Genomic DNA, 26,257 nt, shown 5'->3' with positions numbered 1-26,257 from the left:
TCCCGGGGGCTCACCGCCGTTCGGCGGGTACGGCGGTGAGCCTCCTCCCGGGCACGCCCCGGCCTTGCCCCGCACGGCCCTCGCCCGCCGGTTCGGCACGAAGGCTCCTGCCTCGGTCAGGTCCCGGGGGCAAGGGCCGGCACGGCCCCGGTGGGCGCGCGGTCAGATGTCCAGCGCATGGCCGGCTCGCTCGCGCTTGGCCTTCAGGTAGGCCCGGTTGTTCTCGTTGAGGAACGTTCCCGTGGTGAGGACGTCGGTGATGTCAATTCCGTGCGAGCGCAACTGGGCGCCCTTCTCCGGGTTGTTGCTGAGGAGGCGGATGGTGGTGACATCCAACGCCCCCAGCATGTCCGCGGCCACTCGGTAGTCGCGCAGATCGTGCCCGAAGTTCAGTACCGCATTGGCCTCGAAGGTGTCGAGTCCCTGGTCCTGCAGGAGATACGCGTCGAACTTGTTGTAGAGGCCGATCCCGCGGCCTTCCTGCCGCAGGTAGAGAATGATGCCGCCTTCCCGGGAGCAGACGGCCAGGGCCTCGTGCAACTGCGGTCCGCAGTCGCAGCGCTGCGAGCCGAAGACGTCCCCGGTGAGGCATTCGGAATGCACCCGCACCAACGGTTCGGGGGTCCGGTCCCAGCCGGGCAGGAGGAGCGCGATGTGCTCGCGACCGTCCCGAAGGCCGTGGAAGCTCACCATCGTGCTCGGCCGGCGCCCCAGTCCGGGCACATCGACCGGCACGTCCACCCGCGACCTCACCCGTACCGTCTGCGCCGGCGCGTCAACTACGGCCGAATTCTCCTCCGTACGCATGTCCCACCCTCCAGGCACTCGTTTTCCTGCGGAATTCGATGAACGGTGCGGTGGTCATCCCCACTGCGAATCCCCGGCGTTTCCGTCGGCCACGCTGATCTCGTGGTGAGGTGCGTGGTGCATTCCTCCGAGGGCCGGTGAACCGAGCACCAAGGCGGCCGCCACGACAAGTGCGGCAATGATTCCGTGAAGGTTCTTGGACGCGTCCATGGATACACCTCTCCGTCCTTTCCGGCGCATCCGTCCGGATCAGGTCCGGGTGTTTCCCGGTGCACCCATGCTGCGCAGGAGTTCACTCTTGCGACAGGGGAAAGCTGTGGCAAGATCCTGCATCGCGTGAACATGAAGGTGGGACATATGTGCATGAACGCGCACACCGCGCCCGGAATTCAGGATTCCGATATCTGCGAGGCAGGACTGAGCTTCTACGCGGACGTACTGAAGGGCCGCACGCCGGCCGGGGAGTGTCCCGAATGCCTGATCCGCCTGGGGCTGCTCCGGCGGGGGGCCGACGGCTGCCTGGTCGCCATACCTCCGGGGCTCGCCGCCATCGGCCTGGTACGCCCCCTCGAAGCCGCCATCGACGTCCGGCAGCACGCCCTCGACTCGGTGCGCAGATCGATCAACCGCGCCGAGCTGGTCTACCGGGAGACCTACCGCAGCGACGGCGTCCAGGCCGCCCGCGTGATCACCGGGGAGGAGATCATCAGCACCACCCTCTCCCTGGCCGTGGAGTCCTGCCAGGAGGAGCTGCTCACCGCCCAGCCCGGCGGCGGCCGGCCGCGGGAGCTGCTGGAGAAGGCCCTCGCCTCCGACGTGGCCGCGCTCCGCCGCGGTGTCCGGCAGCGCACCATCTACCAGCACACCGTCCGCACCCACAGCCCGACCCTCTCCTACGTGGAGAGGATCTCCGAGGCCGGGGCCGAAGTGCGCACCCTGGACACGGTGTTCGACCGTCTCATCGTGTGCGACCGGCGGATCGCCTTCGTGCCCGACCCGGGCGCACGGCGGAGCCAGACCGCCCTGGCCGTCGAACACCCCGGCCTGATCCGGTACCTGGTCTCGGTCTTCGAGGACGCCTGGGAACGCGCCACCCCGCTCGACTGCCCTCCCGGCACCCACCGGCCGCCCCTGCTCGCCGACGAGACCCGCCGGGCGGTGTTGCAGCTCATGGTGAACGGCTACACCGACGAGGCCATCGCCGGCCGGCTCGGCATGAGCGTCCGGACCGTCGCCAACCACGTGCGCAAGGCGTCGGAGGTCTTCAACAGCCGCAGCCGCGCCCAACTCGCGTACCTCATCGCCAAGGCGGGCGCCCTCGACGAGGGGCTCGACGCCTCCGCCCGCGCGCCGGAGGAATCGGATTCGCGCGTGGTACGGACCTGTTGACCCCCCGCTCAAGGTCACTTTAGGGTTGCGTCCGGATCACCGAACAATGGACTTTCGGCCACAGATGGGGATTCCATGGACCAGAACGGCACATCTCCGCGCAGTTCGGTAGGAACCTCGGATTCCGTAGCCACGCTGCCGCCGGTCAGTCTCGATCAGGCCCACTCCCCGCAGAAGGTGCTGGCGCACGGTGACCTGCTGCGGAGGTTCGTCGCCGGCGAGGAGTTCAAACCGGTCCACATGAGGATCGGGATCATGGGCGCCTGCAACATGCGCTGCAACTTCTGCAACTTCCACTCCCCCAACGAGGAACAGTTCTACGACCTGTTCTCCTTCAAGGACTCGATCCCCACCGACAAGGCCGTCACGCTGATGCGGGAGTTCGCGGCCAACGACGGCCGGGCGGTGACCTTCTGCGGCAGCGGCGAGTGCACCATCCACCCCGGGTACACGGAGATCAGCCGGGCCGCCCACGCGGCCGGACTGCGCATCGGCCTGATCACCAACGGTTCGCGGCTCGGCCGCCCGGCCGTCGCCGAGACCGTCGCGGCCACCCACACCTGGGTGCGCATCGGCCTCAACGCCGGGACCGAGGCCACGTTCAACGAGATCACCCGGGACCGGGAGCAGACCTTCGCCTCCTTCGTCGGAGCGGTCGGACGGCTGCGGGAGACGGCGGTGGCACCGGACTTCCGGATCGGCTTCAACTTCGTGATCACCCGGCAGAACCACCGGGAGATCCTGGCCGCGGCCCGGATCGGACGCGAGTCCGGGGCCCACTACGTGCGTTTCGAGCCGGAGTTCTACAGCGCGCTCGGTCACGAGACCATCGAGACGGTGATGCCGGACATCGCCGAATCCCTGCGCCGGGCGGCCGAGTTGTCCACCGACTCCTTCGAGGTCTCGGTCCCCAAGCTCGACCGCGGCCCGATGGACCAGGTCGAACAGGTCGAGGGCGACTTCGAGCGGTGCCACTACAGCCGCTTCGTCACCGCGGTGGGCGCCGACGGCAACCTGTACCCGTGCCCGCAGGTCCACCTCAACAGCCGTTACCTGATCGGCAACGTGCTCGACCAGGGTTACGCCCAGGTGCTGGAGGGCGGCCCGCGCGCCGAGTGGGAGGCCGCCAACCCGCGCCGTACCGACCTGTGCAAGTCGTGCTTCTACCGCCCGCAGAACGAACTCCTGGAGCACCTCCACCGCGGGCAGATCCAGCTCGACCAGGCGCTGGACGCCTACGCCGTGGAAGTCCCGAGCACCCTGCACGCCGACTTCGTCTGACGGCCGCGCCGCCGGCCCGGCGGCCGCAAACACCCACCCCCTCTCACGGAATCGGTCCGGCACACACCATGCAGATCCGCCACTTGCAACGGGTTCTGACGCCCGAGCCGGCCCCGCGTGACACCCCCGGCGGCCGCCCGCTGCGCTCCCTCGTACGGCGGCTGGCGCGCGTCGAGCCCGGGTCCCCGGACGTCACGGTCACCGCCTCCGCCACCACCGTGCGGGACGGCCTGCGGTACGAGGAGCTGACGCTCGGCTCCCCGGCACGCGGGGAGTTCCGCGCGGTGCTGCTCTCCCCCGAGCACGCCCGGCCGGGGCCCGGCGTGCTGGTGCTCGGCGGCAAGAACGCCCGGCTGGAACAGCTGACCGGCGAGGTGGCGCCCGACCACCCGGACCGCAACACCGCCGAGCGGCTGGCCCGCGCGGGCCTCACCACCCTGGCGTTCGACCACGGCGTGCTCGGCGGCGTCGCGCCCGAGCGGCTCGCCGGGCGGGACGAGGGTGCCGTCCTGGCCCACGCGTTCGCCCTCACCGGCCGTTGTCTGCTCGGCGCCCTCGTCGGGGACGCGCTCGGCGCCCTGGCGGTGCTGCGCGCCCATCCGCTGGTCGACGGCGAGCGCGTCGGGCTGCTCGGGCACAGCCTGGGCGCGGCCGTGGCGCTGCACACCGCGCTGCTCGCCGAACGTCCGCTCCCGGTGTGCGCCGCCAGTCATCTGGGCACCTATCCGGCCCTGTTCGGGCGGCTGTTCACGGGGTTCGAGGGCGCGGTGCTGCCGGGCATCCTCGAATACGCCGATCTGCCCGACCTCTACGCCGCCCTGGCCCCCGCGCCGCTCCAGCTCCAGTACGGCACCGACGACCCCTTCCTGGACCCGGCCGACGCGCGTGCCGCCGCCGAGACGGTCCGCCGGGGCTACCGGGCGGCCGGCGCGCCGGAGCCCCAGGTGCTCGAACTCCCCATGGGCCACGGCACCCACGTGGCGCACGCGGTGGAGTTCCTCACCCGCGCGCTGGCCGCGCCCCCGGCGGACCCGGCCCCCGTGCCGGCCCAGCGCATCCGCTTCGACGTCACCGAGCGCCGTGCCGTCCTCGACCGTGTGGACGCGGCCCTGGCCTCCGGCGTTCTCACCCAGGGGCCGCTGGTCGCCCGGTTCGAGGAGCTGGCCGGGGACTGGACCGGCACGGCGGGCGTCGCCGTCTCGTCCGGTTCCGCCGCCCTGGAGATCGCCCTGCGGATCCTGGACGTGGCGGGCGGGACCGTGCTGATGCCCGTCAACACGTTCTTCGCGACGGCCGCCGCGGCCGTCCGCGCGGGCGCCCGGGTCCGGTTCGTCGACATCGAACCCGAGGGGCTGGGCATGGACCCGGCCGCGCTGCGCGCCGCCCTGGACCGCGAACCCGGCGCCCGGGCCGTCGTGCCCGTCCACATCGGGGGCATCGTGCCGCCGTCGCTCGACGAGGTCCTCGCCCTGTGCGCGGAGCACGGCGTCGCGGTGCTGGAGGATGCCGCGCACGCCTTCGGCAGCACGCTGCGCGGGCGTCCGGCGGGCAGCCTCGGCCGGTTCGGGGCGTTCTCCTTCTTCCCGACGAAGGTCGCCCTCAGCGGCGAGGGCGGACTGGTCACCGGCGCGGCGCCGGAGGACCTGGAAGCCGTACGGCGGTGGCGCGACCACGGCAAGAGCGCCGCGGGCTCCACCCTGCACGACCGGCCGGGCGGCAACTGGCGGCTCAGCGAACTGCACGCCGCCGTCGGCACGGTGGACCTCGAACGCTTCGCCGCCACCCTCGCCGCCCGGCGGGCCCTCGCCCGGCGCTACGACGCGCTGCTCGACGGGGTCCCCGGACTGCGGCCGCACCCGGTCCCCGGGGAATCCGGGAGCAACTACTACAAGTACCTGGCCCACCTGGACGAGTCCGTGGACCGGGAGGTCCTGAAGAAGCGGCTGCGGGACCGGCACGGCGTGCACCTCGCGGGCGAGGTGTACGACCACCTCCTGTGCGACCAGCCGTACTTCGGCGCCGCCGCGGGGACGGACGGCGACTTCCCGCGGGCCCGGCGGTTCGCCCGGCACCACATCGCCCTGCCCCTGTTCCCCTCGCTCACCGGGGAGGAGCAGGAGCGGGTGGTCTCGGCGCTCCGCGGCGAGCTGTCATGACGCCCGTCGTGCACGCGTTCCGCCGCGGGGCGTGGCAGTCCTCCCTCGACACGGCGGCGCTGCCGGGGCGGGCCGGGACCCGGCTCGCCCTGGTGCCGGAGATCGTGGCCGCGGACGACCGCCGCTGGTGGGACCGTACGGCGCCCGGCCTGCCCCCCGTGCCGGACGGGCGGCGCGGGCTGCTGCTGCGCGCCCTGGACCTGTTCGAGCACGGGACCCTCACGGTGGGCGGGCTGGGGCGGCAGAGCGGTGAGGACTTCCGCGCGGCGCTGTGGGAGACGGCCGGGCTCCCCCGGTCCCTGGTCGACCGCTGGTGCGGGATGCTCAGGGCCGCGTCGGCGGAGCGGCCGGTGCCGCGGGCCGACGCGGCGGTGGCGCTGGTGGCGTTGCCGGGCAACACCTTCACCTGCCTGGACGCGGTCCTCGAACAGGCGGAACGTTCCGCCGCGGTGTGGATCCGGCCCAGCAGGCGCGAGCCGCTCTCCGCGGCCCGGCTGACCGCCGCCCTGCTGGAGGCGGGCTGGCCGCCGGAGCGGATCGTGTTCTGCCCGACCGGCCGGCGGGAACTCGACGGCCTGGTGCGGCTCACCGACCGCCAGGTGGTCTTCGGCGGTTCCTCGCTGGCCGCGTCGGTGCGCTCCGCGGCCGGGCTGAGCCTGCGCGGGCCCGGCCGGGGCTGTGCGCTGGTGCCACGGGACATGGGGGTCGCCGAGGCGGTCGAATGGCTGCTGCCCCTGGTCGCGGCCGACTCCGGGCGGTTCTGCAGCAACGTGCGCACCGTGGTCCGCCCCGGACCGGCCGAGCCGCTGGCCACCGCCCTCGCCGACGCCCTGGACGCGGCCACCGGCGGGTCCGGCGGCGACTGGCCGCTGACGGCCTTCCGGGAACCGGGCGCGGCCGAGCGCGCGGCCCGCTCCGTGACGGACCTGATGGGGCCGGCGGACCGGCTGCTCACCCGCCGGCCCCCGGTCCTCACGACGCCCGGCGGCGACCGGTACGTCACCCCGCACCTGGTGCTGATCGGGGAACCGGACCCGGATCCGCGACGGCACCCGCTGATCGGCCACGAGGTCCCGTTCCCGTTCGCGGCCGTGGTGAGCGCCACCGGCGCGGCCGCCGAGGCGATCGCCGGCCGGTCCCTGTTCGTGTACCGCCCCCGGGCGCGGGCGACGGCATGAGGAGAAGTCGATGACCAGCGTAGAAAGCGCTCCGCCGACCCCCACGACGGTCTGGGCCGCCATGCGCGAGAGCGTCCCGGAACTCGCCGTCGACCTGGACGCCTGGACCCGCCGCATGATGCGGTGGCACTTCTCGCCGGAGACCGGCTCGCCCTTCTGGGTCTCCCGCCGTGACTCCCTCGGCTTCGACCCGCTGAAGGACGTCGACGGCTTCGCGGCCCTGGACCTCTTCGGCCTCTTCGACAAGGAGGAGCTGCGCGCCGCGCCCGCCCGCGACCTTCGTCCGCGCGGCTACCGGGGGCGCCCCTTCCGGATCTTCGAGACCGGCGGGACGACCGGCGCGCCCTGCCGGATCGTCAACGTCACCCGCCTCGGACTCGACGTGCGGATCTACTCCGTCATGCTGCGGGCGCGCGGGCTGGCGGGCGGCGACATCCTGGCGATGACCCCGATGGGACCGCACGCCTACGGGCACTTCGTGGAGGCCCTCGCGGACTCCTGGAACGGGGCGGTGCACGCCATCGACCTCGACCCGCGCTGGGTCAAGGCGACACTGCGCACCGGCGGCGACCCCCGCGCGTACACCGACCACCTGATCGCCCAGACGGTGCCGCTGCTGGCCCGCGAGCGGCCCGAGCTGCTGTTCACCACCCCGCGTCTGCTCGTCGAACTCGCCCTGCGGCTGCCGGAACCCCTGCACACGTACGGGGTCCGCGCGGTCTGCACCGGCGGCACCTCCTGCACCCCCGCCGAGGCGCAGCACCTGCGCGAGACGCACCTGAGGGGCGTGCAGTGGATCGACACCTACGGCAACACCCTGGTCGGCCACGCCCTGCAGGCCGACGCGGTGCCGGACGGCCCCGCCCTGCCGGAGGGCGCCACCCACTCGTACCATCTGCCGCCGCCGTTCGCGGTGCTGACCGTGGTCGACCCGGACGACCCGTGGCGTCGGGTCGCGGTCGGCGAACGGGGCCGGGTACGGGCCACCACGCTGCTGGAGGACCTGTTCATCCCCAACCTCCTCGAACGCGACAGCGCGGTCCGGACGGGTCCCCACCCCTGGTTCCCCTGGGAGGGAGTGGCCGCCGTGCGGCCGGTCGAGACGGCCGGCGACGAGGAGGAAGCCGTGGAGGGCGTGTACTGACCCGCTCGTCGCGAGCCGCCCCCACCCCGCACCGGAGGAAACCCATGCCGCACCCCACCATGCCGCGACCGGCCCTGTCCTCCAACGGCGTGCCGATAGCGTTCTCCCCGGACCTGTTCGGCCCGCTGCGCAGCAGCGCCGGACTCCTCGGCGACCCCGGGGCCCTGCGCGAACGCCTGCACGCCGACGGTTACGTGTACCTGCCGGGCGTCCTGGACCGGGCGGAGGTGCTGCGCCTGCGCGGCGCGTACTTCTCCCTCTTCCCGGACGGCTACCTCGCCGAGGGCACCCGCCCCGAGGACGGCGTCTTCTCCGGCAGCGTGCCCGCGGGGCTCCCGGAGCACGGGGTGCCCCGGCACCCGGCCCACGCCTTCGTCCGGTCGGCCGCCTTCGAGCGGTTCATGGCCGACCCGCTGCTGTCCACGCTGGCCGGCGCCCTGCTCGGCGGCCGTGCGGAGATGCTGCCCCGGCGGATCCTGCGCCACTTCCACCGGGGCTCGCGACGGGCGTCGCGGGCCCATGTGGACCTCGACTACATGAACGCCGTCTCGGCGTCCCCCCGGGTGGTCACCCTGTGGATACCGGTGGGCGACTGCCCGCTGGCCACCGGCCCGCTGATCTATCTGGAAGGGTCGCACCGGCTCCGGCCCAAGGAGTACGCGCCGCTGCGCGAGGTCACCGACCGCCCCGGCGACCGGCGGCCGATCAGCCACGACCTGGAGCTGACGGCCCGTCACCTGGGGCGCCGCTGGCTGTGGACCGACTTCTCGGCCGGGGACCTGATGGTGCACCTGCCGCGGATCGTGCACGCTTCGCTGGACAACACCACCGACACCCTGCGCCTGTCCGCCGACGTGAGGTTCATCCACGCGGAGGACACGCCCGACCCGCGCTGGCTCGCCCCGTGGTCGGCGGACGACGGCGCCTGACCCTTCCGCACCCAGCCGATCGGAGCCCTCCTGTGTCCACCGCGCCCGAGCCGACCGTTCCCGCTCTCGCCGACCGTCTGACCGCCTACGCGGTCCTGGCCCACGACCCGGCGGTGCCGCGGATCGCCGCCGACTACTGGGCCCTGAGCGAGGACCACTACCGCACGGTGGACGCCGCGCTCGCCGATCTCGTGGCCACGGACCCGGCCGCCGGGGGCGCCTACCGGGACGTCGTCGGCGACCCCACGGACACGGCGGCGCAGCACGCGCTGCGCGAGCGCCTCGCCGACCTGCTCGCCGGGCGCGCCGGGCGGCGGGCGGAACTCGCCGCCATGGTCGCCGGGGCGGACCGGCGGATCTGGATCGACTACCACCTCGGGGCCGACTACACGGCGGCGGACCCGGCGCCGCACGCCGGGACACCCGCTGCGCCGCGGGCCCTGCCGAGGCCCCCCGGTGCCGCCCCGGTCCAGGTGGTGATCCCCTTCCGGGACCGCTCGGGCGGGCCGCGCACCCGGAACCTGCTGGCCTGCCTGCGCGCCCTCGCCGACCAGGAGGGCGCCCCGGCGCACCAGGTGACGGTGGTGGAGTGCGACAGCGGGCCCCGCTCCCGGGACCTGCTCGACGGGGTGGTCGACCGGTACGTCCTCGCCCGCAAGGACGGCCTGTTCAACAAGGCGTGGGCGGTCAACGTGGGGGTCGTGGAGGCCACCCGCGGCCTCCCGGCCGGCGCGGCCGTCCAGGTGTGCGTCCTGGATGCCGACATCCTCGTCGACCGGCACTTCGTCGCCCGCAACACCGCGCGGCTGACCGGTGACGGGAACGGCGCCCACCTGCCGTTCCGCTGGTCGCTGTCGCTGGACGGCCCGTCCACCGCGCGCGCCATCGGCCTGCGCACCGAGGAGGGCGCCGCCGACGTGCCCGGTTCCGTCCTGCGCGGTCTGCTGCTGCGCGAACCCCCGGGCGGCTGTGTGTGGGTGCGGTCCGACGTCTTCCACGCGGTGGGCGGGTTCGACGAGCGGTACGAGGGGTGGGGCGGCGAGGACGACGACGTGGTCGCCCGGCTGGCCGCCGCCGCGCCACTGCGCCGCTACGACGACGCGCTGCTGCACCTCGACCATCCGCGGCCGGAGATGACCCGGGACGACGGCAGGCCCTTCAACGCGCACATCGAGCCGCTGAGCTGGTCCCCGGGGCACGGCTACGGCGACCCGGGGAAGTTCACCCCGGCCCCGGCCTGACCCGCGCCCCGCCCAGGGCGTGGGAACGCTCCGCGGCCACGATCACGTCGTCGACGAGGACGGCCTCGGCCAGCGGGCACACCGGTGGCCGGCCCTCCCTCACGGCCGCCCGGAAGTCGGCGACCAGCGGCAGATGGGGGTTGGGGTGCGGGGGCGCGTCCACCACGCGGTGCTCACCCGCGGGGCCGGTGACGCGCAGCGCACCCGAGTCCAGCGGGTCCAGCACCAGGGAGCGGCCGCCGCCGTGGAGGGCCAGCCGGTCCACCGGCGGTCCACCGCCCCACTCCAGCAGGCAGTGCGCGCGCGGCCCGCCGGCCCAGTCCAGGTCGACGGCGGCGGTGCGTTCGGCGCCCGCCGGGAACCGCCGGCCCAGCCGGGCCCGTACCCCCGCGGGCGGCCCGAACAGCGTCAGCAGCAGGTCCAGGCGGTGGCTGCCCGCGTCGGCGAGCACCCCGCCGCCGGACACGGCCGGATCGGTGCGCCAGCGCATGGGGTCGTGCGGGCCCGGGTCGAACGCGTACCGGAACCGGACCTCGATCCGCTCCGGGGTCCACCCGGTCAACTCCCGGCGGACCTCGCCGAGGACGGGCGCGAGCCTGCGGTAGTAGGCGACGCCCGCACAGGCCCGGGCGGTGGCGAGCCCGGCGCCGCCCGGGCGCAGGGCCCCGGCCAGCGGCTTCTCCACCAGCACGGGCAGCCCGGCGCCGAGGGCGGCCGAGGCCAGCGGGACGTGGCGGGCGACGGGGGTGGCGACGTACACCGCGTCCGTCCCCTCCAAGAGGCCCCGCGGGGAGGTGCCGGACCGGGGCACGCCCCAGCGGGCCGCCGCCGACGCCGTACGCCCCGGGTCCCGGCCCCACAGGAAGACCGGCTCCTCGCCGAGCGCGCGCAGGGCGGGCAGCACCCGGCGGGTGACGATGTCGCCGTGGCCGGCCACGCCCCACCTCACGGGCGCGTCCTCACGGGACGATCGCCACCTTCAGGGTGCGGGGCGGCGGGCCGTCGTAGGGGGCCTGCTCCGCGTCGGGGTACAGCACGCGGCTGGCCGACAGCCGCTCCATCGCCTTGGGCAGCTCTTCCAGGGGGTAGGTGTGGGTGAGCAGCTCGGGCAGGTACAACTCCCGGGTCCGGGCGAGGCGTTCGGCGGTGGCCAGCGCCTCGGCCCGTGCGGTGTCCAGGGGTTCGGCGGAGCTGTGCACCCGGATGCCCTTGCGCTCCCAGGTCACCAGGTCCACCGTGACCCGGGTGTCGATGTGGTGGGTGCCGAGCATCACCACGAGCCCGTTCTGCCGCACCAGGTCCACGCAGGCGTTGAGCGTGGTGGGGGTGCCCACGGCGTCGACGGCCACGTCGAACGCCGCTCCCACACCGAGCAGTTGGTCGCGGCTGCCGTCGACGCGGCGCACCAGGTCGGCGCCGAGGCGCGAGGAGCGCTCCAGCCGCCAGTCGTCCAGGTCGACGGCGGTGATCTCCGCGGCCCCGCGCAGGGCCGCCATCCGCAGGGCCATCAGGCCCACCGGGCCCTGCCCGAGCACCACCACCCGGTCGCCGAGCCGCACCCCGCGGGTGGCGTGGACGGCCAGCGGCAGCAGTTGCAGCAGGGCCCCCTGCTCGAAGGGCACCGCGTCCGGCAGCGCGCCCACGGAGATCTCCCGGGCGAGCGCGTAGTCGGCGTACCCGGAGGTCAGCGGGGTACGGACGAACACGCGCCGGCCGGGCGCCACCCGGGTCACGCCCGGTCCGACGGCCTCCACGGTGCCGGCGATCTCGTGGCCGAAGCAGCCCTGGGAACAGTGGTCGCGCAGCCCGTGGTAGTGGTAGTAGGCGAGGTCGCTGCGGTTGCAGACGGTGCAGGCCCGCACCCGGACCAGGACCTCCAGCGGCCCGGGCCGCGGCACCGGCACGTCGGTGGCCAGGCGGATGTCGCGCCGGCCGGCCAGCTCATACCGTCGCATGCTTCTTCTCCTCCGTCGGGGGCACTGCGATTCTGCGGGCGATCGGGACGGCCGCGGCGGTGGCCGCCAGCGCGACGGCGAACACGGCCGCGAAGGCGGCGGAGTCCTGCCCCACCCGCACGTGCGCCGCGTTGAACAGCGCGCCGCACAGACCGACCAGGAGCACGCTGCAGAGGTTGTCGGACAGTTGCAGCGAGGCCGAGTTGCGGCCCTGCCGGCCGGCGGGCGAGTGTTCGAGGGTGAGGACGCCGATGCCGGGCAGCAGCAGGCCCATGCCGAACCCGGCGATCACGAGCCCGGCGCCCACGGTCGCGGCGGGCATCGCCCGCAGGGTGCCGCAGAGGGTCAGGGCCGTGCCCGCCCCGTGGATCAGCACACCGGCGAGGACCACCCGCTCGCGGGGCAGCGGCAGCCGGGGGTGGCCCTGCAGCCAGGAGCCGGCGAACCAGGTCAGGGCCGCGCCGGTGAGCGACATCCCGGCGGTGCCGGGCGACCACTGGCGTTCGTTCACCAGCATCAGCGGGATGTAGGTCTCGATCGTGAAGTAGGCGCCCGCCGTGACGCCGCGCAGCAGCACCAGCGACGGTATGCCGCGCGCCGCGCGCAGGCTGCCGGCGGGCAGTGCCGGACGTACCCAGACGGCCAGCAGTACGAGTCCGGCGACGGCCGCCGCCGCCCGGCGCACGCCGGTCTCCGCGCCCGCGTACTGGAGCAGTCCGGCGCCGAGGGCCACCGCCGTCGCGGGCAGCAGCCGCAGCCCGTCCGGCTCCTCCCGGTCCTCGCCGTCCGTCGCGGGCAGCCGCCGCAGCAGCCCGGCGGGCAGGGCCAGGGCCGCCACGCCGAGGACCGCGATGCCGTGGAACACCCACGGCCAGGACAGGTGCTGGGCGACCGCCCCGGCGACCGGCGGCCCCACCATCGAAGGAACGATCCAGCAGGCGGTGACCAGGGAGAACATCCGGGGTCTGAGGGCCGGTGGATAGACCCGGCCGACGACCACGTACAGCGCCACGGTGACCGCTCCCCCACCGAGCCCCTGGACGCACCGGCCCAGCACGAACGGGGCGATGGAGGCGGCGGTGCCGGAGAGCAGCGCGCCGCCGGAGAAGCACAGCAGCCCGGCGGACAGCACGGGCGCGGGTCCCCGCCGGTCGGCCGAGCCGCCGCCCAGCACCGTGCCCACCATGCCGGTGGTGAGGAACCCGCCGAAGGCCAGGCCGTACAGCCCGAGCCCGTCGAGGTCCTGGACGGCCAGCGGCATCACGGTGCTCAGGGCGAGCCCGGCGAACGCGACGAGGACGAACAGGGCGGCCACCGCGAGGGTGCACGCCCGGTAGGCGGGTGAGAACAGACCGCCCGCGGCCGACGACGTCATGACGTCTCGAAGGGGGCATACATGGTCGTCTCCCGTCACCTGAGGTCAAGCACCGGGGGAGGCTCGCACAGCTCCCGGTACGCGTCAACCCCAGTGATCACCAAGGAAGTTGGCCCAGCGGAAAAGGCAAGTGATCTCCTTGACACCGCGGATTGGTACAGGCCAATATCCCCCTCATCATGGCGCCGCCGTCGCCGGGGGCCCTTGTGTCACCGCCGACCACATCGAGCTCACCCGAAGGACTCACATGGCCGCCACCAGCCACCCGGACCTCATGCGACTGGCCAACTCCGTGCTCCAGCCGGGGTTCGTCGGGACCACCGCACCGGACTGGCTGTTGCGCAGGATCGGCGAGGGGCTGCGCTCCGTCGTGCTGTTCGGCCGCAACATCGTGGACCCCGAGCAGGTCCGCGCGCTCACCGAGTCGCTGCGTGCCGAGAACCCCGAACTCATCGTGGCCATCGACGAGGAGGCCGGGGACGTCACCCGCCTGGAGGCCCGCAACGGCTCCTCCTGGCCCGGCAACCTGGCCCTCGGCGCCGTGGACGACGTCGACCTCACCGAGCGGGTCGCCCGCGACATCGGCCGCGCGCTGCGCGAGGCCGGCGTCTCCCTGAACTACGCGCCCAGCGCGGACGTCAACTCCAACCCGACGAACCCGGTGATCGGCGTGCGCTCCTTCGGCTCCCGCACCGACGTCGTGGCCCGGCACACCGCGGCCTGGGTCCGCGGCCTGCAGTCGGCCGGCGTCGCCGCCTGCGCCAAGCACTTCCCCGGGCACGGCGACACCAACGTCGACTCCCACCACGGTCTGCCGCGGGTGACGGCGGACGCCTCCAGCATCGCCCGGATCGCGTTGCCGCCCTTCGTCGCGGCGATGGAGGCGGGGGTCCGCACCGTCATGACCGCCCACATGCTCGCCCCCGCCTTCGACGAGGAGTGGCCCGCCACCCTCAGTGACCGCATCATCGGCGACCTGCTCCGCAAGGAACTGGGCTTCACGGGTCTGGTGGTCACGGACGGCATCGAGATGGCCGCGGTCTCCGACCGCTACGGCATCGAGGGTGCGGCCGTCCGAGCGGTGACGGCGGGGTGCGACGCGGTGTGCGTCGGCGGCGAGAGCGCGGAGGCCGTCACGACGGAACGCCTCGCGGACGCGCTCGTCGCGGCCGTCCTCGACGGCACCCTGCCCGAGGACCGGCTCGCCGAGGCGGCCGGCCGGGTCGAGGAGTTCGCCGCCTGGTCCGCCGGGCTGGTCCGCGCGGCCGCGGCGGACGAGGCGGCCGACGGCATCGGTCTCCTCGCCGCCCGGCGCGCGGTCACCGTCCACCGGAACCCGGCCGCCGACGCCCGGTTGCCGCTGGTGGGCGACCCGCACGTGGTGGAGCTGTCCCCGGTCACCAACCTCGCCATCGACGGCAGCACCCCGTGGGGCGTGGCCGAGCCGCTGCGGGCCCTGCGCCCCGGCACCACCTCGGTGCGGATCGGCGAGTACGACCTCACCGACGACCCCGGCCTCCTGGAGCGGGAGGCGCTGGCCCCCGCCGCCGGCCGGTCCCTCGTCGTCGTGGTCCGCGACGCCGCCCGCTGCCCGTGGATGGCGCGGGCCCTGGCCACGCTGGTCCGCCACCGGCCCGACGCCCTGGTCGTGGAGATGGGGGTCCCGGGCGGCGAACAGCTCGGCGCGGTCCACGTGATCACCCACGGGGCGACCCGGGTCTCGGGCATCGCGGCGGCCGAACTGCTCACCGGGGCCGGCTGACCCGGTCCGCTCGCGGCGCGGCCCCGAAGGACGCGGGCCGGCGGCCCCCCGACGGGGGTGGACCGCCGGTCACCGGGTAGCCGGGACCCAAGGGTGCCGCGCAGGGACAGGGCACCACGACGGAAGGAAGGTCATGGCCGGAGTCGTGGAACGTATCAAGCAGTTCGCCAGGAGTCCGCAGGGCCGGCGGACGATCGAGCAGGTGCGCAGGACCGCCGCCGATCCGCGCCGCCGCGCCCAGGCGCAGGAACTGGTGCGGAAGCTGCGCGGCCGCCGGTGAGTGCGGGGCGCCCGCGTTTCCCGGGCGGCCTGTCGGGGGTCTCCCGGCCGACGGACGGCCGGGGGGATCCCGGTTCCCACTAAACCCGGCCCATCGAAGCGCTGGGAACGGGAGTTGGCGTGCGGCGGCCCCTTCCGCGACCGGGTGGCCAGCTCACGGTCTCCTACAGGCAAGTTCTCCCCTCAGGATCGGCATGTCCGCGACACCGACCTGGGAAGCGCACCGCCGGCCGAGGACGACGCCCCGGGCCGGTTCGACAACGTCGACCTCGTCACCGGCCTGAGCATCCCGGCCGGCCGGACGGACGTGGCCGTGGTCAGCGACCGGGGCAACGACCGTCTGCGGATCTACCGCATTGGCCCGTCCGAGCCGGGCGCCCCGCTGACCGACGTCACCGGCCCGGCCGCCGTACCCGTCTTCTCCGCCGACCAGGCCGAGATCGACGACCAGCGCACCGCGTACGGCCTCGCCACCTGGCAGGACAAGGCGACCGGCCGCTCCTACGCCCTGGTCAGCCAGCGCGAGCGGACCCGGCTCGCCCTCCTGGAACCGACCCCGACCGCAGGGTGGACGGCCGCCGGCCTCTGACACCCGCACGTCCCCGCGCCGGCCGCCGGGCGGACTGCCCCGCCCGGCGGCGTGCCGTCAGCGCGGGCGCACGGCGAGGACGTCCCGGTGGCCGTTGGTGTCGCCCGGGACCAGGCCGTCGTCGTGGGGGAAGACGGCGGTGCGGCCGGCGGCGTCCGCGGCGACCTCCGCCGTTCCGCTCGGGCTCTCGGTGCCGTCCGCGGCGACGTCCAGCCGGCTCACCCCACCCGTGCGCAGATCCTTCACGAACACGTCGTAGGCGCCGTTGGTGTCGCCGGGCACCAGGTTGTCGGCGGCGGAGGCGAAGAACACGCGCCGCCCGCCCGCGCCGACGCTGCCCCGGACCGAACCGCCGTCCGCCTGCGTGCCGTCGGCGGCGGTGCTCACGCGCCGGGTGGTGCCGGCGGCCAGGTCGCGGACGAACACGTCGGCCGCGTCGTTGGTGTCGCCGTCCACGACGCCGGCCGACGGGGAGGCGAACACCGCGTAGCGCCCGTCCGGGCCGAGGGCCGCCGTGGGCGAGGGCGGCAGGTTCAGGGAGCCGCCGGCGCGGTCGACGGCGGCGGGGACGGTCTTGCCGGTGCGGGTGTCGTGGACGTAGAACCACCAGGGCCTCGGTGCCCGCGGTTGTCGCGCGTGCGCCCCGCGCGGCGGGTACCAGATCCGCCGGAAGCCGATCCTGGTGCCGTCCGCGCTGATCGTGGGCGCCAGGGAGGTGCTGGTCCCGGCGAGGTGGTCGCTGAAGACGCTGACCAGCCTCGTGGTGTCCCTCGCCCGGTCGTACACGAACACGTCGATCCCGTCGTTGGTGTCCTGCGGCACCAGGTCGTCGCGGTAGGAGGCGAACGCCACGTACCTGCCGTTCGCGCTGATCACCGGGTCGTAGCTGTTCCCGGGAGTCCCGCCCGGGTGCGGCACGACGGCCTCGGTGCGCCCGGTGACGCGGTCGTGCACGAAGACGTCCCAGGCGCCGGGCATGTCCGACGGGTCGAGGTTGCCGGCCGCGGAGTCGAACGCGACGTAGCGGCCGTCCGCGCTCACGGAGACCCGTGACGCGGCGGCGTCGGCCTGCGTGCCGTCGTCGGCCACGTCGACCCGGTCAACGGCGCCCGTGCGCAGGTCCTTCACGAAGACGTCGGCGAGGCCGTTGGTGTCGCCCGGGACCAGGTTGTCGGCTTCGGAGAGGAACGCCACGAAGCGGCCGTCGGCGCTGACCACGGCGCCGCCCGAGTCCCCGTTCGCCGGGGTGCCGTCAGCCGCCGTGCTCACCACCGTCGGCCCCGGCCGCCCCGCCCCTCCGCTCGCCGGCGCCGCCGCCGCCGGAACCACCCCCGCCACGCAGGCCAGCACCGCCACCGGCAAGACGGCCGGTCTCCACCACCGCATGTCCCCTCCCCTGCCCACCCGAACCGGACGCCGGCGCCGGAACGCGGACGGCGCGCGACCGAGCGGCCCCCTGCGCTCCGCGCTCGTTCCGCGGACCACGGCGAGCCAACCCCGGACCGCCCGCCCGGGTCAACAGAGGATCCGGCCACCCCGGTCCTCCCCCCGAGCCCGCGGGCTCCCGGTGCGTCGCCGTCGCCGTCACCGGCCGACGGCCCGGGGAGACCGGCGGGCCCGGCTGTTCACGGGTGACCGTTCGGGCGGACCGGACGGGCCTTTCGTCCGTCCACCGTGCCCTTCCCTAGCGGCGGTTCCTGGGGCAGAGTCGCGTGCTGAGGCGATGCAAGAGATCTCGTTCGAACGGATCTTCCATGCGGCACACCACCGAGTCCCGACGGACCACCGGCCCGGACCGCGCAGGCCCGGCCCCGCGGGCCCGCCCGGGGACCCGTCACGCGTCCGGCCGGCATGGTCGCGACCGGTCGTGGCAGGGCGCCTCAGGCGGGCCCTCCGACGGCCCTGCGACGCACGATCGGCAACACGGCCGTCGCACGGATGATCGCGGGCGGCCTGATGTCCCGCACCTCCTTCGCCCACGACTTCACGCTGCTGCCCCGCCCGATGCGGCCGCGCCAAGCACGGTGGACGACCGGGTGGGCAGGCCGGGCAGGCAGGAGGGCGCCCTGGTGGCCGGGCTGCGGCGGATGAAGGACGGTCCGCGCACCGCGGACCTCACCCCCCTCGCCCTCGCCGCCTTCGGCCTCGTCGAGCGCCTGAACGAGGGCGGGTCCCTCACGTACAAGGAGAGGAAGTCGGCCCGGGCGCGCTGCGCGCCCGGGAGCCGGTGGAGCCGGGGAAGGGAGAGGAGCCGGTGAATCCGTTCCGGGTACTGGCCGCGGTCGCGGCCGCGTGGGAGCGGCTGGGGCCGTATCTGACGCGTCTGGGAGCAGAGCCCGGGGCGCGGTTGGCGTCGGCCCTGGAGGGGCTGCGCGCGGCGGGCGGCGAAGACGAGCGCCGCGGCCACGCCGAGGCCGCCGCACGACTGGTCCTCGGCTGCCTGCCGCCGGAGGAGGCCGGGAGACTGGGTGCCGGTGACGGCGCCCGGTACTCCCAGAGCGCGCGGGACGTCGCCGTCCACGGATTCCGCGCCGCCGACCTCGCCGTGCTCCTGGTCGACGGCAGCCCCATGGTGGGTCCCGTGCTCGGCGCGGTCCGTGAGCGCCTGCTCGCGCATCCGGTGCTGGACGACGCGGACGTCCGCCGCCGGGGCGGTGATCCGACGGCGCCGGACCTGATCCGGCTGCCCGGGACCGGGGGGCGGGCGGTGCTGCCGCGTTTCCAGTTCCGCGAGGACGCACGGCCGTGGCGGGTGGTGCTGGAGGTGAACGCGCTGCTGGACGCGGGCCGGGATCCGTGGGGGGCGGCCGACTGGTGGCTGTCGGCCAACGCCTGGCTGCGCACCGAACCGGCCGCGCTGCTGGGGGCGGCCCGGGACGGGGAACTGGTGGCCGCGGCGCGGTCGTTGCTGGACGGGGAGTGACGGTGCCCAACGTACCCCCGCCCGCCGCGCTGCCCGGCACGCCCACGAAGGTGACGCTCCCCGAGGGCACCCCGCTGTTCCGGGTGCACGCCTCGGCGCTCGCCGCCACCGCCTTCAACCCCGTTCCGGCCGACCGGCTCTACGGCGGCGGGCGCTTCGACGCGACGGAGGACCGTCCCTACACCTATCTGTACGCGGGGCTCGCGCCCGCGGCGGCGGTCTGCGAGTCGCTGCTGCGTTCGGTGCCGTTCACCGCGGACGGCGGGCCCCGGCTGCTGCCGCGCACCGGCATCGCCCGCAAACGCTGCGCGTTCCTGAGGCTGGCCGCCGACGTCACGGTGGTGTCGCTGATGTCGGGCGCCGACCTCGCGGCGGTGGGGCAGGACTCCTGGCTGGTGCAGGCCGAGGCCGCGGAGTATCCGTGGACGCGGAGCTGGGGACACTGGATCCGCGACCGGACCGAGCCGTGGGCGCAGGGCTTCGTCTGGCCGTCCAAGCGGGAGCCCGCCGACCGGGTCGTGGTCCTGTTCGGCGACCGGTGCGCGACGGACACGGTGACCGAGTCCGAGCCGGCCGTCGACTTCGGCACTCCCGACGGCGAGGACTGGCTGAACTCCGTCCTCGCGCCGTACCACGCCCGCCTCGCGCCCTGAACCCGCGGCCGGACGGGCGAACTCCCTTACCGTACCGGTCGGTCGTCGTCCGGGATGATCGTGCGCAGCGGGATCGTACGCGTCGTCCACTGGCCCGGCGCCTGCGGGCGGGCCTCCCCCAGGTCGCGGACGCCCTGACCGGGCGGCGTGAGCCTCAGGACGGTGTCGGGCCGGCGGGCACCGCGATCACCGGAGCTGTCGGGGTCCCAGGGCGGCAGATGGAAGGGAGCGGTGTTCAACTCCCCCTCGGCGACGATGAGTTTGAGCCAGTCCCGGACCTCTGCTCCGGGGCGGGCCCGGCGCGCGGGCACCGACAGCGCGACCGGCCGGTCGTTCAGCGCGAAGCCGGTACGGCCGGGCCCGATGAAGTGGCCCGGATACAGGTCCGTGTGGGCGGCATGGCTGTCGGTGAGATTCAGCAGGACGCACCACAGGGTTCGCGTCGCCGAGCGGTTGTGGAGGCGGATGGACAGCCAGGGTTCCTGCGGGCGGCCGGCCGGCGAGCGGCCGTAGCGGCAGACGATCTCCCCGCCGCCGTCCGGGAGGACGGGTCCCGGCCGGTCGGAGCTCCAGGGCCCGTCGTAGGTCCAGGGGAGGATCTCGACGCGGACCAGGTCCCTCAGTGGTGACGACGGGTTGTCCAGGGTGAACAGCTGGTGCCAGCGCGTGAGGTGGTGCAGGCAGTCGGCGACGCGGCGGGCGTCCTCCTGCCCGTCGAGCGGCAGCGGCGGTACGGCCGCCGAGCCGTCGCGCCGCAGAACGCCGGCCCGCGGGCCGGTGTCCCGCCCCGCGGACACCACGACGCGCAGCAGGTGGCCCGGGGCCGAGGCCGGGTCGTCGGTCAGCCGGAGCAGCGGTGCCGGCCCGCCCCCGGGGCCCGCCGATCCGATGACGTCCCGGAGCAGTGCGGCGGCCTCGCGGGCGGCGCCGGAACCGTCGGGTGTCTCGACGCGGACGCGGGTGGGCGGCACGGCGAGCGCCGACAGCGCCACCGGATGGGCCCGCCGGCGATCGGGCTCCGGGCCGACGGGTTCCACCTCGGCACGGTCGGCGTGGACGGTGCGGACGCGTACGACGCGTGGTGCGGCCCCGGATGAGGTGACGGTGAACTCGGTGCCGTCGGGGTCGTCCCCGGACAGCCCGTGCACCCGGCCGCAGTCGACCTCCCAGCCGTGCGGTCCGTGCCGCAGCAGGTGCGGATCGCGCGCACGGGTCACCGTTCCGCCGAGGAAGGGCCGGTCGGCGGGGCCCCCCGGGGTGGGCGGGAACAGGACCGGGTGCTGGTCGGCGCGCTCGGTCTGGACCGCGCAGTGAGCGGCGGCCAGCACATCGCGGTAGGTCGCGCCCGGTCCGGCCGCCCGCAGCGCCGCCAGCACGGCGTGGGTGAACACTCCGTAAGGGACGCCGTCGAAGTCCCTTTCGTAGGACAGCTGGTCGAGCCGGCTGGCGGCGAGGAGCACATGGCTGTCCGGGGGTGCGCCGGTGCCCGCGGACAGCCCTCGTGCGGCGGGGGGCGCCTCCCACCAGGCGGCGGGCGGGGCGTAGCGCGCGGTCAGTCCCGCCGGGGCGGACGCACGGGTGGCGCCGCCGGAGAAGCAGCAGTCGAGGACGGCCGCCACGTGCGCGCCCCGCGCGGCGACCGTGTCCAGCAGCCCGCCCAGCTCTTTGTCGACGAGCGGCCGGCCGCCCTCGCGCGGGCTGTCGGCGCAGACCAGCGCCTGGTAGCGGCCGGTGGCCTCGGTGCGCCGGTGCAGGGGCAGGACGGCCTCGTAATCGCTGCCGTGCCCGGAGAACCAGAAGAGCGCCGTGTCGCCGGGACCTGCGGCGCCGAGGTGGTCGCGGAGGGCGCCGACCACGCCGTCGGTGGTGGCCTCGGCGTTCCGCAGGAAGCGGGGCTCGAACGGTCCCCGCGCCAGGGTGCCGAGCAGACCGGCCGCCGCTTCCACGTCGTTGACGGCACCCCTCAGGCCCCGCTGGGGAGCGGGGTAGTCGTCGATCCCCACGAACAGCGCGTACACGGTTCCCATGACAGGAGCCTCCCAGTCAGCGGCCCGCGCACCCGGCCGCAACCGGGTCTCGGGCTGGGTGAGTTGTGGTTGCCGCCCTTGCCGATCGCCTCTTCCTCACTGGCCGAGGTGGGTGAAGCCCGCCCACCCCCGCAGGTCGTCGGGGTCCACGGAGCCGACGCGGCGGGCCAGTTCGGGCGGCATGGACGAGGGAGGCCGCCGGTCGGGGTCGAGCATCCACAACTGGGCGAGCCGCAGCGCCACGGCCGGGCGCGCGCCCTCCGCGTTCAGGTAGTGGTGCACCATGAACATCAGGTACGACGTGGCCGCGTCCGGCACCGGCCACAGCGAGCCCAGCACCGACCTGGCCCCCTCCACGAGGAACGCCGTGGACAGCGTGAACGCCTCGTCGTAGCCGCGCCCCGAGACGTGGGTGGTGCAGGCGGCCAGCGACACCAGCCCCAGCCGGCCGGGCCGGTCCCGGTGCTGGGCACGCTCGGTGAGCTGTTCGGCGGCGAGGGTGCCGCCCGCGAGGTGCAGCCGCGCGGTGCCGGCCGCCGCGTCCATGGGTACGTCGGCGTGACAGGCCAGGTGCAGTACCCCGCCCGGGGACAGTCCTCGCAGGCGCAGCCAGCCGAGCACCTCCGCCGGAGTGCCGGTGCCGCTCGGCGTGCCCGACTCGTGCCGGCCCAGGTACGGCGCGGTGCCGTAGAAGGCGGCGTGCAGGGCGGCGGCCTCCCGGCCCGCGTGGGGCAGGTCCCCGGTCGGGTTGCCGACGACCAGGCCCGGTGCGTCGCGGGGAACCGGCTCACGGGCGACGACCTCGCAGAACAGCCGGGCCGAGGCGGCGTACGACACGACGGCGTCCTGGACGGCGTACCGGTACCGGCCGCCCGGCGCACGTCTGCGGGCCGCGTGCCAGGGTACGGCGGCGAGGTGCCCCATCGGGACGAGCACGACCTTGGGGGGCCGGGTGGCGCCCTGGGCGCGCAGGTGCGCGAGGAGCGGTTCCAGCACGGCCTGCGACGCCCAGTCGCACAGGTCCTCCAGCGTGCGGCGCCCGATGTCCCGGCCGTGGGCGGACGGTGGCGGCACGCCGTCGACGGGCCCCATGTCCCGGTCGCCGGGGGCCCGGCCCGGGCCGAGGTAGGAGGTGAGCGCGGGCGCGTCCGCCGTCAGTCCTCCGAGGTGCACCAGGCTGGTCCGGCCGTCGGCGTGGACGGTGACGGCCGAGCCGCCCGGGCCGGGTCCCGTCCCCTCGCCGGGCACCAGGTACACCATCGCGTCCGCACCGGTACGGCGCAGTGCCGTGGCGATGTCGCGCAGGGAGGGCGGGGTGAGCAGGTCGCCGGGGCGGGTCCGCGGCCCCGGCGTACCGGCACCGTCGGCCGACGTGCCGGACAGGGGACCGCCGGTGTCGGACAGGAGGTCGTCGGCGTCGGACAGGAGGTCATCCGTGCCGACCAGGACCCTGAGCGCTCGGTAGCGCAGGTCGCCGGGGATGTCCTCGGCCGGTGCGCGGTCGTCCGCACCGGCCGCCCCGCGCCACTCGGCGGCGAGGTCGGGGCGGCCCGCGGCCGTCAGCCGTTCCGGGACCGTGCCGGCCGCCGAGGCCGCGTGCAGGACGAGTCCGCGGCCGGAGTCCAGGGCCCGCACCGCTTGGTCCGGGCAGCCGTCGGCGATGCACCAGCGGGCCACCGTCAGGGCGTGTTCGGCGCAGAGGGAGAGCACCTCGGTCGTGTACTGCGCGCGGGACTGCAGCAGGACCTGCCAGGCGTGACCGCGCAGGGCCCGCAGCCCGGCCGCGCGGCTGCGGGCGAAGAGGGCGGCCGGGTCGCCGCGCCCGGCCAGGCCGGCCGTGCGGAGGGCGTCGGCGAGTTGCATGGCGGCCATCGCCCATCCGTAGTGACCCGGGTGGGTCAGCAGCCGCATGGCCTGCTCGGACCGGCGGACGGCTTCGTCCAGGTCGGTCCCGTCACGGCCCGCGCGGTACCTGCGCAGCCGGAGCAGGGCAAGGGCCTGGGCGAACCGGAACCGGTTGCCGCCACCGGCGGCGGGATGCGGCGGCGCGAGGGCTTCCTCCAGCAGTGCGATGGCGTCGTCGAGCCGGCCGTCCTCCCGGCCTTCCAGGACGCGCAGACCGAGGGCGAGACCGGTCAGCCCCCGGGTCTCGGCGCGTTCCACCGCCGGCAGCGGCACCGATTCGTGCCGGAGCAGGTCGACGTCCACGGGCTCGGGCGGCGGCTCGGCTCCGGGGGTGATGAAGCGCCGGGCGGTGGTCAGCACGTCGAGCAGGGCGGTCGCCCTGGACCGCATGGCGTCGTCCGCGGGGAGCCTGTCCCGGGCGCCGGCGAGGTCGGCCGCCGCCGCGGCCAGCCCGGCGGCATCGTTCACGGCGAACGCCCGGCGGGCCGCGACCAGGGCGTACTGCACCGCCGCGTACACCCGCGTGTAAGCCGTCACCGACGGGTCGGCGCGCAGGACGGCCAATGCGGCGGCGGCCTCGGCGAGGGCGTCCTGCGTGCCCCTCACCTGCGCCCGGAAGGCGAGCGCGTTGATGCGCCAGACCTCCCGGTTGCCGCGCAACACGGCGTCCTCCGCCGCGGCGTCCGTCATGGCGAGGGCCGTGTCGAAGTGTTCCAGCGCGACCTCGACCCGTTCCAGGTCGTGGGACTGACCGGCCTCGGTCATCGCCGCCTGGCCGGCCACCATGTGCAGGCTCGCCCGCACGGGGTCGTCCGCGGGCAGGACGTCCATGGCCGCGCGGATCCGCTCCCGCACCTCCTCGGCGGTGGGCCGGATGCCCAACTCCCCGAGGAAGGGCGCGAAGAAGGCCATCAGCATCAAGGGCAGCCGGCGCAGGGCGGGGACCGCGGCGGTGTGCTCGCAGCGCTCGATCACCCTCTGCAGGTCCTCGCCCCCGGACCCGAAACCCGTCAGCCCCAGCGACAGGGGCTCCTCGGCCGCGTCTTCGCCGGTCCCCTGCCCGCTCGTGCCCGGCTCGGCGATGGCCCGTCGCAGGGCCGTCGCCGCCTGCCGCCCCGCCTGGACGACGGGATCCCCGGGCACGTCCGGCAGGTGTCCGGCACGCACCCGCGCCTCTCTGACGTAGCCGCGGGTGGCTTCCACGAAGTGCCGCAGCCGGGGCGGACACACGGCGAGGGCGTCGGTGTAGGCGTCCTCCGTGGCGCGCAGCGCCTGCGCGTCGAGCGTGGAGAGCCCGACCAGTTGCCATCCGGCGGCCAGGCTCATCAGGGCGATCCAGCGGTCGGGGGCGTCCGCGGGCCACCGCTCGGCCACCTGCCGCAACACGGCGAGCGCCCGTGCCGCGTCCTCGGACCGCGTCTGCTCCCCGGCCCGTTCGCACAGCAGCATGCCGTACTTCCTCAGCAGCGGCACCGGGAGTTCCGCCAGCGCGGGACTGTCGAGCGGCAGCCGGTCCAGTTGCGCCAGGGCCAGCGCGACGTCGGTCCGGTCGCGGTGTTCACGAGCCTCCGGCAGCCGCAGGAGCAGGATCCGGGCGAGCTGTACGCGGGCGATGGGGAACCAGCCGTCCTCGCACTCGGTGGAGTTCTCCCCGTCCTCGACGGCCCGCCGGATCTCGGCGAGCGCCCGGTCCAGGTCGGCGCCGGCGCCGGTCAGGTCGTAGCGGGAGGCGTACTGCTGGCCGTAGTGGAAGCGGAAGAAGGCCGGCTGGCCCATGGGTTCGGGCACGCCGTCGAGCGCCTCGCCGAGTTCCGCGATGGCCGCGTCCAGGTCGGCCGGGTCGTTCCCGAAGGAGTGGCGGAGTCCGTAGGCGACGCCGAGCCGGGCCCGGACCTGGCGGGTCGTCTCCTCTCCCGGGGCGAGGACGGCCGCGGCGGCCTCCAGCTGCCTGAGGGGCTCCACCAGGAGTTCGGCCTGCCGCTGCGGGGTTGTCCCCGGGGCGAGGGCGGCCTCGTAGCGGTGCCAGAGCAGTTGGCCGAGGATGCCGCGCCACTGGGGTGCGTCGGGGTGGCCGGGGCCGTCGGCGAGCGCCTGCTCGACGGCGGCGATCGCGGCGTCGAGGTCGCGGGGGTCGCCCTGGCGTGCCTCCAGCTCCGCGAGCCCGAGGGCCATCGCCACCCGCAGCGCCGGGGCATCGGGGTCGCCGCCCGGGGGCTGCGCGGCCAGCTCCGCACGAGCCTGGTCGACCCATTCCCTCAGTTCCTCGTCCGGTATGCCACCGAGGTCCCCGTCCGCCTGCTCCCACTCGGTACCGCCGTCCCGCATCCCCGCACCCCGTCCCGGAGCGGCTTCGCCCCCGCAGACCAGTGAATCCCAACTCCCCGCGTTCCGCAGGTCGTCGGCGGGTCGTCCTCCGGGTGGATTCCGGTACCGCGCCCGTCCGCTCGACCGGCGCGGTGGTGGCGGGCGGACCGGCCGGCCGGTCCTGGACGCCGCGACCGCGCGCACCGTGTACGGGGGTGGGCGTGGGGTGCGGAGCGCCTCGTGCCGTGCGGCGACGGGGCCGTGGTCCTCGGCCACGACGAGGTACGGGTGCACACGACGCGTGCGCGTCCCTCGTTCGCCGTGCTCCCCCCGCCACGGTTCGTACCGGCTTCCCCGGGA

General features: G+C 75.1%; 19 protein-coding genes and 1 pseudogene. 13 read left to right on the top strand and 7 right to left on the bottom strand.

The window, feature by feature from the left end; translation table 11 throughout:
* Window positions 1-162 precede the first annotated feature (162 nt).
* Window positions 163-807, bottom strand: a complete 645-nt coding sequence (locus ACZ63H_RS06460) for a GTP cyclohydrolase II (RefSeq protein ID WP_469862705.1) — start codon at window positions 805-807, stop codon at window positions 163-165.
* A 363-nt stretch (window positions 808-1,170) separates the two neighbouring features.
* On the opposite strand from ACZ63H_RS06460, the gene ACZ63H_RS06455 reads away from it, so the two are divergent.
* From ACZ63H_RS06455 to ACZ63H_RS06425, 7 genes are all read left to right on the top strand, one after another.
* Window positions 1,171-2,196, top strand: coding sequence for a helix-turn-helix transcriptional regulator (locus ACZ63H_RS06455; protein WP_469862704.1), 1,026 nt, complete (start codon window positions 1,171-1,173; stop codon window positions 2,194-2,196).
* A 75-nt stretch (window positions 2,197-2,271) separates the two neighbouring features.
* Complete coding sequence (locus tag ACZ63H_RS06450) at window positions 2,272-3,477, top strand: radical SAM protein (protein ID WP_469862703.1); 1,206 nt, start codon at window positions 2,272-2,274, stop codon at window positions 3,475-3,477.
* Between the two features lie 83 nt (window positions 3,478-3,560).
* On the top strand, window positions 3,561-5,633 hold the full coding sequence (locus ACZ63H_RS06445) for a DegT/DnrJ/EryC1/StrS family aminotransferase (RefSeq protein WP_469862702.1): 2,073 nt from the start codon (window positions 3,561-3,563) through the stop codon (window positions 5,631-5,633).
* Window positions 5,630-6,811 (top strand): aldehyde dehydrogenase family protein, encoded by a 1,182-nt coding sequence (locus tag ACZ63H_RS06440; protein WP_469862701.1) that lies wholly within the window; start codon window positions 5,630-5,632, stop codon window positions 6,809-6,811. Before ACZ63H_RS06445 ends, ACZ63H_RS06440 begins: the two co-directional genes overlap by 4 nt.
* Window positions 6,812-6,821: 10 nt before the next feature.
* The gene (locus ACZ63H_RS06435) at window positions 6,822-7,955 is read left to right on the top strand and encodes an acyl-CoA synthetase family protein (RefSeq protein WP_469862700.1); all 1,134 of its coding nucleotides are present in this window, start codon (window positions 6,822-6,824) and stop codon (window positions 7,953-7,955) included.
* A 44-nt stretch (window positions 7,956-7,999) separates the two neighbouring features.
* Window positions 8,000-8,884: a phytanoyl-CoA dioxygenase family protein gene (locus ACZ63H_RS06430; RefSeq protein WP_469862699.1), complete on the top strand. Its 885-nt coding sequence runs from the start codon at window positions 8,000-8,002 to the stop codon at window positions 8,882-8,884.
* 32 nt (window positions 8,885-8,916) lie between these two features.
* Window positions 8,917-10,125 carry a galactosyltransferase-related protein gene (locus tag ACZ63H_RS06425; RefSeq protein ID WP_469862698.1) on the top strand — a complete coding sequence of 403 codons (1,209 nt, stop codon included), beginning with the start codon at window positions 8,917-8,919 and terminating at the stop codon, window positions 10,123-10,125.
* Here ACZ63H_RS06425 and ACZ63H_RS06420 read toward each other — a convergent pair.
* Genes ACZ63H_RS06420 through ACZ63H_RS06410 form a run of 3 tightly spaced genes read right to left on the bottom strand, consistent with a single transcriptional unit; the run spans window position 10,106 to window position 13,455 of the window.
* A complete protein-coding gene (locus ACZ63H_RS06420; RefSeq protein WP_469862697.1) occupies window positions 10,106-11,074 on the bottom strand; it encodes a Gfo/Idh/MocA family protein in 969 nt (322 codons plus the stop codon). The genes ACZ63H_RS06425 and ACZ63H_RS06420 overlap by 20 nt on opposite strands.
* A 10-nt stretch (window positions 11,075-11,084) precedes the next feature.
* The gene (locus ACZ63H_RS06415) at window positions 11,085-12,080 is read right to left on the bottom strand and encodes a zinc-dependent alcohol dehydrogenase (protein WP_469862696.1); all 996 of its coding nucleotides are present in this window, start codon (window positions 12,078-12,080) and stop codon (window positions 11,085-11,087) included.
* The gene (locus ACZ63H_RS06410) at window positions 12,067-13,455 is read right to left on the bottom strand and encodes an MFS transporter (protein ID WP_469862695.1); all 1,389 of its coding nucleotides are present in this window, start codon (window positions 13,453-13,455) and stop codon (window positions 12,067-12,069) included. The genes ACZ63H_RS06415 and ACZ63H_RS06410 overlap by 14 nt, the downstream gene beginning before the upstream one ends.
* Before the next feature lie 247 nt (window positions 13,456-13,702).
* Between ACZ63H_RS06410 and ACZ63H_RS06405 the strand changes: the two genes are divergently transcribed.
* The 3 genes and pseudogenes from ACZ63H_RS06405 to ACZ63H_RS06395 form a co-directional block, all read left to right on the top strand.
* Entirely contained in the window at window positions 13,703-15,217 is a 1,515-nt protein-coding gene (locus ACZ63H_RS06405) for a glycoside hydrolase family 3 protein (RefSeq protein WP_469862694.1), read from the top strand.
* Window positions 15,218-15,350: 133 nt separating this feature from the next.
* On the top strand, window positions 15,351-15,497 hold the full coding sequence (locus tag ACZ63H_RS06400) for a hypothetical protein (RefSeq protein ID WP_318199498.1): 147 nt from the start codon (window positions 15,351-15,353) through the stop codon (window positions 15,495-15,497).
* Window positions 15,498-15,719: 222 nt separating this feature from the next.
* Window positions 15,720-16,070: pseudogene (locus tag ACZ63H_RS06395) on the top strand (phytase); the annotation flags it as partial.
* Window positions 16,071-16,142: 72 nt separating this feature from the next.
* On the opposite strand, the gene ACZ63H_RS06390 reads toward ACZ63H_RS06395, so the two are convergent.
* A complete protein-coding gene (locus ACZ63H_RS06390; protein ID WP_469862693.1) occupies window positions 16,143-17,354 on the bottom strand; it encodes a hypothetical protein in 1,212 nt (403 codons plus the stop codon).
* A gap of 755 nt (window positions 17,355-18,109) precedes the next feature.
* Here ACZ63H_RS06390 and ACZ63H_RS06385 point away from each other — a divergent pair.
* The 3 genes from ACZ63H_RS06385 to ACZ63H_RS06375 are packed head-to-tail and all read left to right on the top strand — an operon-like array spanning window position 18,110 to window position 19,661.
* Window positions 18,110-18,343, top strand: a complete 234-nt coding sequence (locus tag ACZ63H_RS06385; protein WP_469862692.1) for a hypothetical protein — start codon at window positions 18,110-18,112, stop codon at window positions 18,341-18,343.
* Entirely contained in the window at window positions 18,340-19,008 is a 669-nt protein-coding gene (locus tag ACZ63H_RS06380) for a hypothetical protein (protein ID WP_469862691.1), read from the top strand. The genes ACZ63H_RS06385 and ACZ63H_RS06380 overlap by 4 nt, the downstream gene beginning before the upstream one ends.
* Before the next feature lie 2 nt (window positions 19,009-19,010).
* Complete coding sequence (locus ACZ63H_RS06375) at window positions 19,011-19,661, top strand: RES family NAD+ phosphorylase (RefSeq protein WP_469862690.1); 651 nt, start codon at window positions 19,011-19,013, stop codon at window positions 19,659-19,661.
* Between the two features lie 26 nt (window positions 19,662-19,687).
* Here ACZ63H_RS06375 and ACZ63H_RS06370 read toward each other — a convergent pair whose 3' ends face one another.
* Window positions 19,688-21,688 carry a caspase family protein gene (locus ACZ63H_RS06370; RefSeq protein ID WP_469862689.1) on the bottom strand — a complete coding sequence of 667 codons (2,001 nt, stop codon included), beginning with the start codon at window positions 21,686-21,688 and terminating at the stop codon, window positions 19,688-19,690.
* 96 nt (window positions 21,689-21,784) lie between these two features.
* The gene (locus ACZ63H_RS06365; RefSeq protein ID WP_469862688.1) at window positions 21,785-25,918 is read right to left on the bottom strand and encodes a CHAT domain-containing protein; all 4,134 of its coding nucleotides are present in this window, start codon (window positions 25,916-25,918) and stop codon (window positions 21,785-21,787) included.
* Window positions 25,919-26,257: the final 339 nt, after the last annotated feature.

The sequence above is a fragment of the Streptomyces sp. NPDC104831 genome, from assembly GCF_055583025.1.
Note: the sequence above shows the minus strand (reverse complement) of the source record. Positions and strands in the feature narration are given on the sequence as shown.

Excerpts from the sequence above, each read along its gene's own strand:
- ACZ63H_RS06460 (WP_469862705.1), bottom strand. The coding sequence starts at position 807 with ATGCGTACGGAGGAGAATTCGGCCGTAGTTGACGCGCCGGCGCAGACG.
- ACZ63H_RS06430 (WP_469862699.1), top strand. The coding sequence starts at position 8,000 with ATGCCGCACCCCACCATGCCGCGACCGGCCCTGTCCTCCAACGGCGTG.
- ACZ63H_RS06415 (WP_469862696.1), bottom strand. The coding sequence starts at position 12,080 with ATGCGACGGTATGAGCTGGCCGGCCGGCGCGACATCCGCCTGGCCACC.
- ACZ63H_RS06410 (WP_469862695.1), bottom strand. The coding sequence starts at position 13,455 with ATGACGTCGTCGGCCGCGGGCGGTCTGTTCTCACCCGCCTACCGGGCG.
- ACZ63H_RS06455 (WP_469862704.1), top strand. The coding sequence starts at position 1,171 with ATGAACGCGCACACCGCGCCCGGAATTCAGGATTCCGATATCTGCGAG.
- ACZ63H_RS06405 (WP_469862694.1), top strand. The coding sequence starts at position 13,703 with ATGGCCGCCACCAGCCACCCGGACCTCATGCGACTGGCCAACTCCGTG.
- ACZ63H_RS06435 (WP_469862700.1), top strand. The coding sequence starts at position 6,822 with ATGACCAGCGTAGAAAGCGCTCCGCCGACCCCCACGACGGTCTGGGCC.
- ACZ63H_RS06400 (WP_318199498.1), top strand. The coding sequence starts at position 15,351 with ATGGCCGGAGTCGTGGAACGTATCAAGCAGTTCGCCAGGAGTCCGCAG.
- ACZ63H_RS06365 (WP_469862688.1), bottom strand. The coding sequence starts at position 25,918 with ATGCGGGACGGCGGTACCGAGTGGGAGCAGGCGGACGGGGACCTCGGT.
- ACZ63H_RS06450 (WP_469862703.1), top strand. The coding sequence starts at position 2,272 with ATGGACCAGAACGGCACATCTCCGCGCAGTTCGGTAGGAACCTCGGAT.
- ACZ63H_RS06440 (WP_469862701.1), top strand. The coding sequence starts at position 5,630 with ATGACGCCCGTCGTGCACGCGTTCCGCCGCGGGGCGTGGCAGTCCTCC.
- ACZ63H_RS06370 (WP_469862689.1), bottom strand. The coding sequence starts at position 21,688 with ATGGGAACCGTGTACGCGCTGTTCGTGGGGATCGACGACTACCCCGCT.